General features: G+C 72.4%; 12 protein-coding genes. All 12 read left to right on the top strand.

The features are described from left to right. Positions 1-33 precede the first annotated feature (33 nt). The 12 genes from AB0L25_RS03575 (at position 34) to AB0L25_RS03630 (ending at position 12924) form a co-directional block, all read left to right on the top strand. On the top strand, positions 34-1449 hold the full coding sequence (locus AB0L25_RS03575) for an ABC transporter substrate-binding protein (RefSeq protein WP_500168234.1): 1416 nt from the start codon (positions 34-36) through the stop codon (positions 1447-1449). Positions 1450-1522: 73 nt separating this feature from the next. Further along, positions 1523-3751, top strand: a complete 2229-nt coding sequence (locus tag AB0L25_RS03580) for an ABC transporter permease (RefSeq protein WP_500168236.1) — start codon at positions 1523-1525, stop codon at positions 3749-3751. Further along, positions 3738-4472 carry an ABC transporter ATP-binding protein gene (locus AB0L25_RS03585; protein ID WP_500168238.1) on the top strand — a complete coding sequence of 245 codons (735 nt, stop codon included), beginning with the start codon at positions 3738-3740 and terminating at the stop codon, positions 4470-4472. Before AB0L25_RS03580 ends, AB0L25_RS03585 begins: the two co-directional genes overlap by 14 nt. Further along, the gene (locus tag AB0L25_RS03590; RefSeq protein WP_500168240.1) at positions 4469-5206 is read left to right on the top strand and encodes an ABC transporter ATP-binding protein; all 738 of its coding nucleotides are present in this window, start codon (positions 4469-4471) and stop codon (positions 5204-5206) included. The genes AB0L25_RS03585 and AB0L25_RS03590 overlap by 4 nt, the downstream gene beginning before the upstream one ends. A 7-nt stretch (positions 5207-5213) precedes the next feature. After that, positions 5214-5561: a hypothetical protein gene (locus AB0L25_RS03595; RefSeq protein ID WP_500168242.1), complete on the top strand. Its 348-nt coding sequence runs from the start codon at positions 5214-5216 to the stop codon at positions 5559-5561. A 141-nt stretch (positions 5562-5702) separates the two neighbouring features. Then, positions 5703-7391, top strand: a complete 1689-nt coding sequence (gene casI, locus AB0L25_RS03600; RefSeq protein WP_500168244.1) for a steroid-22-oyl-CoA synthetase — start codon at positions 5703-5705, stop codon at positions 7389-7391. A gap of 12 nt (positions 7392-7403) precedes the next feature. Next, entirely contained in the window at positions 7404-8567 is a 1164-nt protein-coding gene (locus tag AB0L25_RS03605) for an acyl-CoA dehydrogenase family protein (RefSeq protein ID WP_500168246.1), read from the top strand. Further along, entirely contained in the window at positions 8564-9502 is a 939-nt protein-coding gene (locus AB0L25_RS03610) for a bifunctional MaoC family dehydratase N-terminal/OB-fold nucleic acid binding domain-containing protein (protein ID WP_500168248.1), read from the top strand. The genes AB0L25_RS03605 and AB0L25_RS03610 overlap by 4 nt, the downstream gene beginning before the upstream one ends. After that, a complete protein-coding gene (locus tag AB0L25_RS03615; RefSeq protein WP_500168250.1) occupies positions 9502-10557 on the top strand; it encodes an acyl-CoA dehydrogenase family protein in 1056 nt (351 codons plus the stop codon). The genes AB0L25_RS03610 and AB0L25_RS03615 overlap by 1 nt, the downstream gene beginning before the upstream one ends. Beyond that, positions 10554-10967 (top strand): MaoC family dehydratase, encoded by a 414-nt coding sequence (locus tag AB0L25_RS03620; protein ID WP_500168252.1) that lies wholly within the window; start codon positions 10554-10556, stop codon positions 10965-10967. The genes AB0L25_RS03615 and AB0L25_RS03620 overlap by 4 nt, the downstream gene beginning before the upstream one ends. Then, entirely contained in the window at positions 10964-12139 is a 1176-nt protein-coding gene (locus tag AB0L25_RS03625) for a lipid-transfer protein (RefSeq protein ID WP_500168254.1), read from the top strand. The genes AB0L25_RS03620 and AB0L25_RS03625 overlap by 4 nt, the downstream gene beginning before the upstream one ends. Then, positions 12136-12924 carry a MaoC/PaaZ C-terminal domain-containing protein gene (locus tag AB0L25_RS03630; protein ID WP_500168255.1) on the top strand — a complete coding sequence of 263 codons (789 nt, stop codon included), beginning with the start codon at positions 12136-12138 and terminating at the stop codon, positions 12922-12924. The genes AB0L25_RS03625 and AB0L25_RS03630 overlap by 4 nt, the downstream gene beginning before the upstream one ends. Positions 12925-12959: the final 35 nt, after the last annotated feature.

Raw genomic sequence — 12959 nt, forward strand, 5'->3', positions numbered from 1 at the left:
TCACCACCCCCACCCACTAAAGGAGACGACCGGATGAAGGTCGACAAGATCGGACGCCTCGCGGCGGGTGCCCTCGCCGTGGCGCTGGTGGCGTCCTGTACCAGCGAGCGGTCCGGGACCGCGCTGATCCAGGGCGGCGGCGCGGACGGCGGCGGGCAGGCCGCCGCGTCCGCCGAGAAGTTCGGGACGCTGCCGTCGCCCTGCGGGCCGGGCGACGCGAAGGGCGCCACCGACCAGGGCGTCACCGACGACGCCATCACGATCGGCTACGGCGACGACCGGGGCTTCGCGTCCGCGCCGGGCCTGTCGAAGGAGATGGGCGACGCCGTCTCCGCGCTGATCGACTGGTGCAACGGGCAGGGCGGCATCAACGGCCGCAAGATCGAGGGCAACCAGTACGACGGCGCCTACATGCACGCCGCGAAGGTGATGCAGGAGTCCTGCAAGCAGGACTTCATGCTCGTCGGGCAGGGCTTCGCGATGGACGACGCCGCCGAGCAGTACCGGGTGGCGTGCAAGCTGCCGACGGTCGCGGGCTTCACGGTGGGCCCGAACGCGGCGATGGGCCCGATGAAGTTCGAGGCCGTCCCGTACCCGGTGGACCGGATGAACATCGGGTCGCTGCGCATCGCGCAGGAGATGTGGTCGGACTTCGACGGGAAGACGGACGTGCTGCTGTCGACGTCGCCCGCGGTGACGACCGGGACGAACAAGGTCAAGTCGGCGATGAAGCAGGTCGGCGTGGAGCCGCTGGAGTGCGGCGTCCGGCTGAACGACGCGGGCGAGAGCGGCTACATGCCGTTCGCGCAGAAGATCAAGGAGTGCGGCGCCGGGTACCTGTGGTCGTCCGACAGCCCCGACCCGGGCCAGTTCAGCCTGCTGGAGTCGGTGAAGCGGGCGGGCGCCGAGCCGAAGTACCTGATGGAGGCGACCTGGTACAGCACCAAGGTCTCCGAGTGGAACAAGGGCTCGGGTGCGGGCGACAACCTGCACGCGGGCATGATCTTCCAGCCGTTCGAGAACGCCGCCGAGGTGCCGGCGGTCGAGCAGTACATGGACCTCGTCGAGGCGAAGGACGGCAAGGTCGCGCTGCTGGGCATGCAGGCGACGTCGTCGTTCCTGCTGTGGGCGACGGCCGCCGACGAGTGCGGCTCCGACCTCACCCGGCAGTGCGTCGTCAACGAGCTGGCGAAGATCCACGAGTGGACGGGCGGCGGGCTGCACGCCCCGACCGACCCGGGCGCCAACAAGCCCGCGAGCTGCGCGCTGGTCGTGAAGCTGACCGGCGAGAAGTGGGAGCAGGTCTTCCCGAAGGAGGCCGGCGAGTTCTCCTGCGGTGACGACTACGTGGTGGAGACCGACCCCAAGACGTGGGGCACCGAGCTGAACGACGACCGGACCTCCACGAAGTTCCTGACGGACGACGTCATCAAGCCGCAGACCTCGTGAGGCGCACGGTGACACGACCGGCGCCACGACCGGTGGCGCGACCGGTGGCACGACCCACGGGAGGGACTCGCGCATGACGACGTTCCTGACGTACACGATCCTGGGGCTCGTCCTGGGCGCGGTGTACTTCATCGCGGCCTCGGGACTCGTCCTTACCTACAACACCTCGGGCATCTTCAACTTCGCCCACGGCGCACAAGCCATGTTCGGAACGTTCCTCTACTGGCAGTTCACCAACGTGTGGGGCTGGCCGGTCTGGCTGGCGCTGGTCATCGTGGTGGGCGTGGTCGGCCCGGCGATGGGCGCCGCGCTGCACGCGGTGATCATGCGGGGGCTGCGCGGCACCGCGGAGGTCACGAAGATCATCGTGACGGTGGCGGTGCTCCTTGGAACGGTCTACCTCGCCCAGTGGGCGTGGAACCCGGACGAGGCGTACACCGTCGACATGTTCTTCGGCGGCGGCGCGAAGATCACCGTCGCCGGGGTGGTGGTCCGCTGGCACGAGATCGTCTGCCTGGCCGCCGCCGTGGCGATCGCGGTCGGGCTGCGGATCCTGTTCACCCGCAGCCGGACGGGCGTGGTGATGCGCGCGTCCGTCGACGACCCCGACCTCGTGCGGCTGAACGGGCACGACCCCGAGCGGGCCGCGATGCTCGCGTGGGCCCTCGGGTCCACGCTGGCCGTGCTCGCCGGCGTCCTGATCGTCCCGATCAGCGGCGGCGGCCTGGACGCGAACATGCTGACCCTGCTGGTGATCGACGCGTTCGCGGCGGCGATGTTCGGACGGCTGCGCAGCATCCCCCGGACGTTCGCGGGCGCGATCGTCCTCGGCCTCGCGGCGAACTACGTGCTCGCGTACATGCCGTCCGCCGGGACGTTCGCGGGCAACCTGCGGGTGTCGCTGCCGATGATCCTGCTGTTCGTCGTGCTGGTCGTGCTGCCGCAGGACCGGCTGCGGGGCGCGGCCGTCCGGACCCGGGAGCGGTACCGCCCGCCGACGGTCCGGTCGGCGGCGGTGTGGGGCGCCGTGCTCGTCGCGGTCGTCTACCTGTACAGCCTGCTGCTGTCGGACGGCGGCGTCTCGACGCTCGCGCTCGGCATGTCGTTCGCGATCATCGCGCTGTCGCTGACCGTCCTCACCGGCTACGCGGGCGAGCTGAACCTCGCGCCGCTGGCGTTCGGGGCGGTCGCCACGGTCGTCGCGTTCCACTTCGGGGTGCGGGGCAGCGGCCTCGCGGCGCGGCTCGGGGTGCACGGCGTGCTGCTCGGCGTGCTCGCCGCGGCCGTCGTCGGCGGGCTGATCGCCCTCCCGGCGCTCCGCCTGCGCGGCCTGTACCTGGCCCTGGCGACGATGGCGTTCGGGGTGTTCCTGTCGAACATGGTGCTGCGCGACACCACGCAGCACGAGCTGTTCGGGGTGACGTTCACGCTGTTCCCCGGCGGTTCCCTCGTGATCCCGCCGCCGAAGCTCGGCCCGGTCGACCTGCGGGACGGCACCACGTTCCTGATGACGGCGACCGTCCTGTTCGCGCTCATCGCGATCGGCCTCGCGGCCCTGCGCGCCGGCGGGTACGGGCGGCGGCTCGCGGCGATGAAGGACAGCCCGGCGGCGACGGCGATGCTCGGGCAGAACCTCGTCCGGCTCAAGCTCGGCGTCTTCATGATCTCCGCGGCGATCGCGGGCCTCGGCGGCATCTTGATGTCGGCCGCGACCGGCACCGTCGCGCAGGAGAACTTCACCTTCACCGTGAGCCTCAGCCTGCTGATGCTCGTCGTCGTCGCGGGCATCGGCTACATCAGCGGCGCCCTGTTCGGCGGGCTGATGGCGGGCGTCGGCGGCGCGGTGCTGGTGGGGACGTTCGGCGACCTCGCCCTGGAGCACGAGGGCCCCGCCGAGATCTTCACCGCGCTCAGCCACCTCGTGATGGTGCTGACGGCGCTGGTGGGGATGGGCGTCGGCAAGAACCCGAGCGGCGTCGTCCACGACATCGTCGAGGGCTACCGGGCGATGCGCGGCGCGAAACCGCTCCTCTACGGGGCGGCCGCGTTCGGGGCCGTCCTCTACGTCCTCGCGGTGACCGGCGTGATCGGCTCGTGGACGTTCTCCCTCATCGCCCTCAGCGTGGTCATGCTCCTGCCGGTCGTCGGCCGCATGGTCCTGGAAGAGGGACGCAAGCGGGAGACGCCGCTCGAACTGCTCGGCGTGGACGAGCCCTACACCGACGACGTGCGCGCGCGCCTGGACCAGGAACTCGGGCTGCCCGTCACCAGCGTGAAGGGAGAGGTCAGTGCCACTGCTTGAGACACGGGGCGTCACCGTCCGGTTCGGCGGCAACACCGCCGTGGACGACGTGAGCCTGACCGTCGCCGAAGGGCAGATCACCGGGCTGATCGGCCCGAACGGCGCGGGCAAGACGACGATGTTCAACACCATCACGGGCCTGCAGAAGCCCGCGTCCGGACAGGTTCTGCTGGACGGCGCCGACATCACCAAACTGCCCCCGGCCAAGCGCGCGCGGCGCGGCATGGCGCGCACGTTCCAGCGGCTGGAGCTGTTCCTGTCGCTGTCCGTGCGCGACAACGTGCGCGTCGCCGGGGACGTCCGGCGCAGCACCGGACGCCGCAGGCGGTTCGACCTCGAAGCGGAGACCGACCGGATCCTGGAGCGCACCGGCCTGACCGACATTGCGGACCAGGAGGTGTCGGACATCCCGATCGGGCGGGCCCGCGTCGTCGAGGTCGCCCGCGCGCTGATGACGTCCCCGCGCGTCCTCCTCCTGGACGAGCCCGCGTCCGGGCAGACGGAGCAGGAGACCGAGGCGTTCGCCGAGATGCTCACCGGCCTCGCCGCCGACGGCCTCGCGATCTGCCTCGTCGAGCACGACCTGCCGCTCGTCATGGGGCTGTGCTCGATGATCCATGTCCTCGACTACGGCGCCCTGATCGCGTCCGGCACCCCGGCCGAGATCAAGGAGTCCCCCGAGGTCATCGCCGCCTACATCGGGACGGAGGAGGCCGCATGACGGACATGGAGGCCGAGGTGGGAACGGCGGCCGTCGCGGAACCCCTGCTCGAACTGCGGGGCGTCCACGCCGCCTACGGCGCCATCGAGGTGCTGCACGGCGTGGACCTGGCGCTGCGGCCGGGGTCCCTGCTCGCGCTGCTCGGCCCGAACGGCGGCGGCAAGTCCACCACGATGCGCGTGTGCGGCGGCCTGCACGCGCCGTCCCGGGGCGAGCTGCGGTTCGCGGGCCGGAAGATGAACGGCGTCACCGCGCAGCGGGCGGCGCGGCTCGGCGTGTGCTCGATCCCGGAGGGGCGCGGCGTCTTCCCGAACCTGACCGTGCGGGAGAACCTGTGGGCCGCCACCGGGACGGGCGCCCGCCGCGAGGACGTCGAGGAGAAGGCGTTCGCCCGCTTCCCGATCCTGGCGAAGCGGCGCGACCAGCTCGCCGGGTCCATGTCCGGCGGCGAGCAGCAGATGCTCGCGCTGTCGCGCGCGCTCGGCACCGACCCCGCGGTGCTGCTGCTCGACGAACTGTCCATGGGGCTCGCGCCCATGATCGTCTCGAAGATGTACGAGACGGTCGCCGAACTGGTCGAGGGCGGCCTGTCGGTGCTGGTGGCCGAGCAGTTCGCCCGCGCGGTGCTGCCGATCGCCGACACCGCCGCCCTCATGCTCCACGGACGGGTCGTCGCGGCCGGCGCGCCCGCCGAGATCGAAGACCGGCTGTCCAGCGACTACCTGGGAGGTTGACGCGACCATGCTCACCGAGGAACGACGCGAGCAGTTCAAGAAGGACGTGGCGGACGAGCGGCTGAGGACCGACCAGTCCCGCCACGACGGCGCGCTGCGCATCGTCGGCGCGCTGCTGATGATCACCGGGGTCGTCGGCGCGTTCGTCTGCTACAACATCTCGCTCGCGCAGGACGACATCCGCAACGTCGGGTCGCTGCACATCATGGCGACCGGCTTCGTGGGCGTAACCGTGCTCGGCGCCGCGCTGTACGTCGCCGCCGTGCTCGCGCGCGTCCTGCGGCTGTGGCTGCTGCGCCAGCTCGTCGAGTCGCAGGCCCGCGCCGACCAGCTCACCGCCGCCCTCAAGGGCTGACCGGCGGGGCCGCGCGGCGGCGCCCGTCGCTCCCAGTGAGCGGGATGTCCGGACCGTCCGGGCATCCCGCTCATTACGTTCGAGCCAGTCGCATCACGTGTTGACGGAGGATCCATGACATCGCCAGTTCCCGGAGCGCGCGTGTCCGAGGGGGCCGTGTCCGAGGGGACGGGGCGCACCGAGACGATCGCCGGACTGCTGCTCGCACGGCTGGGCGACGACCGTCCCGGCCTGCGCAGCCGCGACCGGACGTGGACGTGGGACGAGGTGGTCCGGGACGGCGCGGCCCGCGCGGCGCTCGCCCGCGAGCTGCGCCTGGACGACCGGCCGTTCCACATCGGCGTCCTGCTCGACAACGTGCCCGAGTACGTCCTGTGGCTCGGGGCCGCCGCGCTGAGCGGCGCGACCATCGTCGGCATCAACCCGACCCGCACCGGCGCCTACCTGGAGCAGGAGGTCCGGCACACCGACCTGCAGCTCGTCGTCACCGACGCGGCGGGCGCGAAGCTGCTCGACGGCCTCGACATCGGCGTCCCCCGCGACCGGTTCCTGCTGGTCGACGACGACGCGTACGCGTCCCGCGTGGCCGCGCACGCGTGCGAGCCCGCGGCGGACCCGTCCGTCACGCCGACCACCCAGATGCTCCTGCTGTTCACCTCCGGGACCACGGGGGCGTCCAAGGCGGCCCGCTGCTCGCAGGGGCGGCTCGCCGAACTGGGCCGGAACAACTCCGCCAAGTACGACATCAAGCGCGACGAGATCTCGTACTGCCCGATGCCGCTGTTCCACGGCAACGCCCTCATGGCCCTGTGGGCGCCCACGCTCGCCGCCGGCGGCTGCGTCTGCCTGACGCCGAAGTTCTCCGCGTCCGGCTTCCTCCCGGACGTCCGGTTCTACGGCGCGACGTTCTTCACCTACGTCGGCAAGGCCATCGGCTACGTCCTCGCCACCCCGGAGAAGCCGGACGACGCCGACAACACGCTCACGCACGGGTTCGGCACCGAGGCGTCCCCCGAGGACAAGGCCGAGTTCCACCGCCGCTTCGGCGCCCGCCTCGTCGAGGGCTACGGCTCCAGCGAGGGCGCCGGGATGATCAAGCGCGACCCGGCCACGCCGCCGACCGCGTTCGGCAGACCCGCCCACGACGGCGTCCGCATCGTCAACCCGGAGACCCGCGAGACGTGCGCCCCGGCCGTCCTGGACGAGCACGGCCGCGTCCTCAACGCCGAGCAGGCCGTCGGCGAGATCGTCGACGTGCACGGCGCCGCGAAGTTCGAGGGCTACTACAAGAACCCCGAGGCCGACGCCGAACGCGTCCGGCACGGCTGGTACTGGACCGGCGACCTCGGCTACGTCGACGGCGACGGCTTCCTCTACTTCGGCGGCCGCTCCGGCGACTGGATCCGCGTCGACTCCGAGAACATCTCCGCGCTGCTCACCCAGCTCGTCGTCCGCCGCCACCCGAAGATCGTCGACGCGGTCGCGTTCGGCGTCCCCGATCCGCGCTCGGGCGACCAGGTCATGGCCGCGATCGAGATCCCCGAGGGCGTCGCGTTCGAGGACCTCGACCTCGCCGCGTTCCTCGCCGCGCAGGACGACCTCGGCACGAAGGGCGCGCCCCGGTTCGTCCGCGTGTCCCACGCCCTGCCGACCACCGGCTCCGGGAAGCTGCGCAAGAAGGAGATGCAGCTCGAGGGCTGGCGCACCGCCGACCCCGTCTACCGGTGGACCGGGCGGGGCGCCCCCTCCTACGTCCTGATGACCGACGACGACAGGACGGCGCTGCGCGAGGAGTTCGTCGCCAACGGCCGCCGCCGCTTCCTCCCCTGAAAGAGAGCCGCCATGGACCTGCGCGAGACCGCCGAACATCGGAAACTGAGGGCCGAGCTGCGCGCGTACTTCGCGAACCTGCTGCCCCCGGACGTCCGCCGCCGCGCCGGCGAGGAGGGCGTCGGCGGCGACCGGTTCCGCGAGATCGTCAAGCGGCTCGGCGACGACGGCTGGCTCGGCTACGGCTGGCCGGCCGAGTACGGCGGCCAGGGCCGCTCGACCGCCGAGCAGTACGTCTTCTTCGACGAGGTGCAGCGCGCCGGGCTGCCGTTCCCGTTCGTCACCGTCAACACCGTCGGCCCCACCCTGATGCGGTTCGGCACCGACGAGCAGAAGAAGACGTACCTTCCGGGCATCCTGTCGGGCGACGTCGTCTTCGCGATCGGCTACACCGAACCCGACGCCGGCACCGACCTCGCGTCGCTGCGCACCCGCGCCGTCCGCGACGGCGACTCCTTCGTCGTCGACGGCGGCAAGGTCTTCACGAGCGGCGCGAACACCGCCGACCACGTGTGGCTCGCCGCCCGCACGAACCCGGACGCGCCGAAGCACAAGGGCATCTCGATCCTGATCGTGCCCACCGACGCCGACGGGTTCTCGTGGAGCCCGATCCAGTGCGTCGGCGGCATGGTCGTCACCGCGACGTACTACAACGGGGTGCGCGTGCCCGCGTCGTCCGTCGTCGGCGACGTCGACGGCGGCTGGGGCCTCATCACCACCCAGCTCAACCACGAGCGCATCGGCCTCGCCGCGCTCGGCGGCCGGATGATCCGGCTCTGGGAGGACGTCGCCGCGTGGGCCCGCGAGGAGGGCGTCATCGACGTGCCGTGGGTCCGCCGGGACCTCGCCCGCACCCACGCGAAGCTCGAGGCGATGCGGCTGATGAACTGGAAGATGACGATGGCCGTCGAGCACGGCACCCTCACCGGCGCGCAGGCCGGGGCGGCGAAGGCGTACGGGACGGAGACGCACATCGACGTCCAGCGGACGCTGACGAACGTGCTCGGCGCCGCGGGCCGGATCCGTCCCGAATCGCCGGGCGCCGCGCTGCACGGGCAGATCGAGCAGCTCTCCCGGCAGGGCATCGTCAACACGTTCGGCGGCGGCGTCAACGAGGTCCTGCGGGACATGGTCGCCGTGCAGGGCCTCGGCCTCCCCCGGGGGAAGCGCGCATGAGCGCCGCCGACGAGTACGAAGCGCGCCTCCAGGCGTTCGTCGGCCGCGAGCTGGTCTCCCGCCGGCCCGGCCAGGACCCCGTGAACGTCCCCATGATCCGCCACTGGGTCGAGGCGATGGAGGACGACAACCCGGTCTACCTCGACGACGAGGCGGCCCGCGCCACCGGGCGCGACGGGATCGTCGCGCCCGCCTCGATGGTCCAGGCGTGGACGATGCGGGGCTACGCCGCGACCGTCCGTCCCGACGCGGACCGCTCGCCGTTCGACGAGCTCGTCGACCTGCTCGCCGAGGGCGGGTACACGTCCGTCGTCGCGACCGACTCCGACTTCGAGTTCGTCCGGGAGCTGCGGCCCGGCGACCACGTCAGCGTCGAGGAGCGCGTCGAGTCGATCTCCCCGGAGAAGAAGACCGCCCTCGGCACCGGCCGGTTCGTCAGCACGGTCAAGACGTACCGGGACGCGGACGGCGAGGTCGTCGCGACGCAGCGGTGGCGGACGCTCCGGTTCCGCCCGGCCGAGAAGAAGGCCCCGAAGCCGCCGCGCCCGCGGCCCGCGATCAACCCCGACAACGCGTTCTGGTTCGAGGCCGCCCGCGAGCACCGCCTCGTCATCCAGCGCTGCGCCGAGTGCAAGTCGCTGCGGCACCCGCCCGGGCCCGCCTGCCCGCAGTGCGGCTCGTTCGCGTGGGACACCGTCGAGTCGTCGGGCGACGGGCACGTCTACACGTTCACCGTCAACCACCACCCGCGGCACCCCGCGTTCGACTACCCGCTGGTCGTCGCCGTCATCGAGCTGGCCGAGGGCACCCGCCTCATCGCGAACATGGCGGGCGTGGCCCCCGCGGACGTCGAGGTCGGCATGCCCGTCGTCCTCGACTGGCTCGACGCCGACCCCGACCTGTCCCTGCCGATCTTCCGCCCGAAGGAGAGCTGATGGACTTCACCCTTGGCGAGGAACTGGAAGCGGTCCGGGACCTGGCCCGGCAGATCCTCACCGACCACACCGCGCCCGAACGGCTCCGCGCCGCCGAGGCGACCGGCGTCGACGAGCCGCTCTGGAAGGAGCTCGCCGCCGCGGGCCTGCTCGGCGTGGCGCTCCCCGAGTCCGCGGGCGGCGCGGGCCTCGGCGTCTCCGGCCTCGCGATCCTCCTGGAGGAGCAGGGCCGCACCGTCGCGCCCGTCCCGCTGTGGCCCGCCCTCGTCGCGGGCCTCACCCTCGCCGAGCACGGCACCTGCCCCCCGGAGATCGTCGACGGCACCCTCCGGTACACGCTCGCGCTCGAGGAGTTCGGCCTGCGCGAGCCGTCCGAGCCGTCCTGCCGGGCCGTGCCGGACGGCGACGCCTGGCGGCTCACGGGCACGAAGGCCGTCGTGCCGTCCGCGTCCGCCGCGCAGCGGATGCTCGTCTCCGCGACCGCCCCGGACGGGCCCGCGCTGTTCGCCGTCGACACCGCCGCGCCCGGCACGGCCCGGGAGGACGCCCGCACCACCGCGCACGACGTCGCGGGCACCGTCACCCTCGACGGGGCCCCGGCCGAACGCCTCGGCGACGGCGCCCTCGGCACCGCGCTGCGGCTGTCCCGGATCGCCCTCGCCGCCGTCCAGCTCGGCGTCGCCGAGGGCGCCCTGCGGCTGACCGCCGACTACCTCGCGGGCCGCGAGCAGTTCGGCCGTCCGCTCGGCACCTTCCAAGCCGTCCAGCACCAGCTCGCCGACTCCTACATCGAGATCGACGCCCTCCGCGTCTGCCTCTGGCACGCGATCTCCCTCGCCGCCGCCGGGGAGGACGCCGAGCAGGCGACGCTCGTCGCGAAGTGGTGGTCGGACGAGGGCGGCCTCAACGTCGTGCACCGCACCCAGCACCTGCACGGCGGCATCGGCGTCGACGTCGACTACCCGATCCACCGGTACTTCCTGTGGGGCAAGCAGATCTCCGGCACCCTCGGCGGCGCCTCCGCCGACCTCGCCCTCCTCGGAGCCGCCCTGTGACCTCGAACGCCGCGAACGCGTCCGTCGGCGACGAACTGCCGCCCCTCGACGTCCCGCTCACCCGCACCATGATCGTCGCGACCGCCATCGCGAGCCGCGACTACCAGGACGTCCACCACGACCCGTTCCTCGCCGCCGAGCGCGGCTCGAAGGACGTCTTCATGAACATCCTCACGACGAACGGCCTCGTCGACCGCTACGTCACCGCCTGGGCCGGGCCCGCGTGCACGATCAAGGCGATCCGCATCCGCCTCGGCGCGCCCAACTACCCGGGCGACACGATGCGGCTCACCGGCACCGTCACGGCCCGGGACGGCGACGACGTCGAGATCGCCGTCAAGGGCGTGAACGGGCTCGGCCCCCACGTGACCGGCACGGTCGTCGTCCGACTGCGAAGGAACGAGGCATGAGCGTCCTGCCCGGGGCCGCCGCGATCGCCGGCATCGGCGCCACCGAGTTCTCCAAGGAGTCCGGCCGCAGCGAGCTGCGCCTCGCCTGCGAGGCCGTCCTCGCCGCGATCACCGACGCCGGCCTCCAGCCGTCCGACGTGGACGGCATGGTCACGTTCACCGCCGACACCAGCTCCGAGATCCACATCGCCCGCAACCTCGGCATCGGCGAGCTGAAGTTCTTCTCCCGCATCGGCCACGGCGGCGGCGCCGCCTGCGGCACCGTGCAGCAGGCCGCGATGGCCGTCGCGACCGGCGTCGCCGACGTCGTCGTCTGCTACCGCGCGTTCAACGAGCGCTCCGGCGTCCGCTACGGCCTCGGCCAGGCCGACCGTCCGATGGACGTCAGCGCCGACCGCGCCGCGTACTCGTGGATGACGCCGTTCGGGCTCAACACCCCGGCCCAGTGGGTCGCGATGTTCGCCCGCCGCTACATGCACGAGTACGGCGCGACCAGCGAGGACTTCGGCCGCGTCGCCGTCGTCGACCGCAAGCACGCCGCGAAGAACCCCGCCGCCTGGTTCTACGAGCGCCCCATCACCCTGGAGGACCACCAGGCGTCCCGCTGGATCGCCGAGCCCCTCCGCCTCCTCGACTGCTGCCAGGAGAGCGACGGCGGCCAGGCCATCGTCGTCGTGTCCGCCCAGCGGGCCCGCGACCTCCCGCACCGCCCCGCCCTCATCTGGGGCGCCGCGCAGGGCTCGGGCAACGACCAGCACATGATGACGAGCTACTACCGGTCCGAGATCTCCGGTATCCCCGAAATGGGTCTCGTGGGCCGCCAGCTGTACGCGCAGAGCAAGCTGACGCCGTCCGACATCCAGGCGGCGATCCTCTACGACCACTTCACCCCGCTCGTACTGCCGCAGCTCGAAGAGCTCGGCTTCTGCGCGAAGGGCGAGGCGAAGGACTTCATCGCCGACGGCAACCTCGAAGTCGGTTCCCGCCTACCGGTCAACACCCACGGCGGCCAGCTCGGCGAGGCGTACATTCACGGCATGAACGGCATCGCCGAGGGCGTGCGGCTCCTGCGCGGAACCTCCCCGAACCAGCCCGGCGACGTCCACCACGTCCTGGTCACCGCCGGCACCGGCGTCCCGACCAGCGGCCTGATCCTGGGAGCGGACGGATGAGCGACTGGCGCGGCCGGACCCTCGGCACCCGCGAGGCGGCCTACGACGAGACCCGCGCGATCCTGTACGCCCTCGCCGTCGGCGCCCCCGCGAGCGCGCTCGACCTCGTGTTCGAGAAGGACCTGCGCGTCCTCCCCACGTTCGCGCTGACCCTCGCGCAGTGGGCGCCGGACGAACTCGGCCCCGCGGGCGCGTTCGACATGACCACCGCCGTCCACGGCTCGCAGCGCCTGCGCGTCCGCGAGGCGCTGCCGTCCGCGGGCGCCGTCGCGATGACGGCCCGCGTCGGCGAGGTCTGGGACAAGGGCCGCGCCGCGGTCTTCGAGGTCGTCGTCGAGAGCGAGTACTTCGACGCCACGTGGTCGATCTTCGCGCCCGGCGCGGGCGGCTTCGGCGGCGAACGGGGCCCGTCCTCCGGGCGGCGGCCGTCCGGCGACCCGGACCGCGCCCTCACCCTGCGGACGTCCCCGAACCAGGCGGCGCTCTACCGGCTCCTGGGCGACCGGCACCACATGCACATCGACCCCGAGGCCGCCAAGGCGGCCGGCATGCCCCGCCCGTTCATGCACGGCCTGTGCACGCTCGCCGCGATCGTCCTGCCCGTCGCGGACGCCTACGAGAAGCACCCGGCCGACCTGGCCGAACTCGACGGCCGCTTCGCCGCCCCGGTCTTCCCCGGCGACGAGCTGACGATCGAGACGTGGCGGGAGCCGGACGCGATCCTGTTCGAGGCCACCGCCGGCGACCGCACGGTCATCTCGGGAGGCCGAGCCGTCTTCGCCTGATCGGCGGCGTCGACCGGGCGACCATGTTCGATGCC

Source organism: Spirillospora sp. NPDC052242, assembly GCF_040679555.1.
Taxonomy (GTDB): Bacteria; Actinomycetota; Actinomycetes; order Streptosporangiales; family Streptosporangiaceae; genus Spirillospora.

Excerpts from the sequence above, each read along its gene's own strand:
- AB0L25_RS03580 (WP_500168236.1), top strand. The coding sequence starts at position 1,523 with ATGACGACGTTCCTGACGTACACGATCCTGGGGCTCGTCCTGGGCGCG.
- AB0L25_RS03605 (WP_500168246.1), top strand. The coding sequence starts at position 7,404 with ATGGACCTGCGCGAGACCGCCGAACATCGGAAACTGAGGGCCGAGCTG.
- AB0L25_RS03615 (WP_500168250.1), top strand. The coding sequence starts at position 9,502 with ATGGACTTCACCCTTGGCGAGGAACTGGAAGCGGTCCGGGACCTGGCC.
- AB0L25_RS03595 (WP_500168242.1), top strand. The coding sequence starts at position 5,214 with ATGCTCACCGAGGAACGACGCGAGCAGTTCAAGAAGGACGTGGCGGAC.
- AB0L25_RS03610 (WP_500168248.1), top strand. The coding sequence starts at position 8,564 with ATGAGCGCCGCCGACGAGTACGAAGCGCGCCTCCAGGCGTTCGTCGGC.
- AB0L25_RS03625 (WP_500168254.1), top strand. The coding sequence starts at position 10,964 with ATGAGCGTCCTGCCCGGGGCCGCCGCGATCGCCGGCATCGGCGCCACC.
- AB0L25_RS03630 (WP_500168255.1), top strand. The coding sequence starts at position 12,136 with ATGAGCGACTGGCGCGGCCGGACCCTCGGCACCCGCGAGGCGGCCTAC.
- AB0L25_RS03575 (WP_500168234.1), top strand. The coding sequence starts at position 34 with ATGAAGGTCGACAAGATCGGACGCCTCGCGGCGGGTGCCCTCGCCGTG.
- AB0L25_RS03590 (WP_500168240.1), top strand. The coding sequence starts at position 4,469 with ATGACGGACATGGAGGCCGAGGTGGGAACGGCGGCCGTCGCGGAACCC.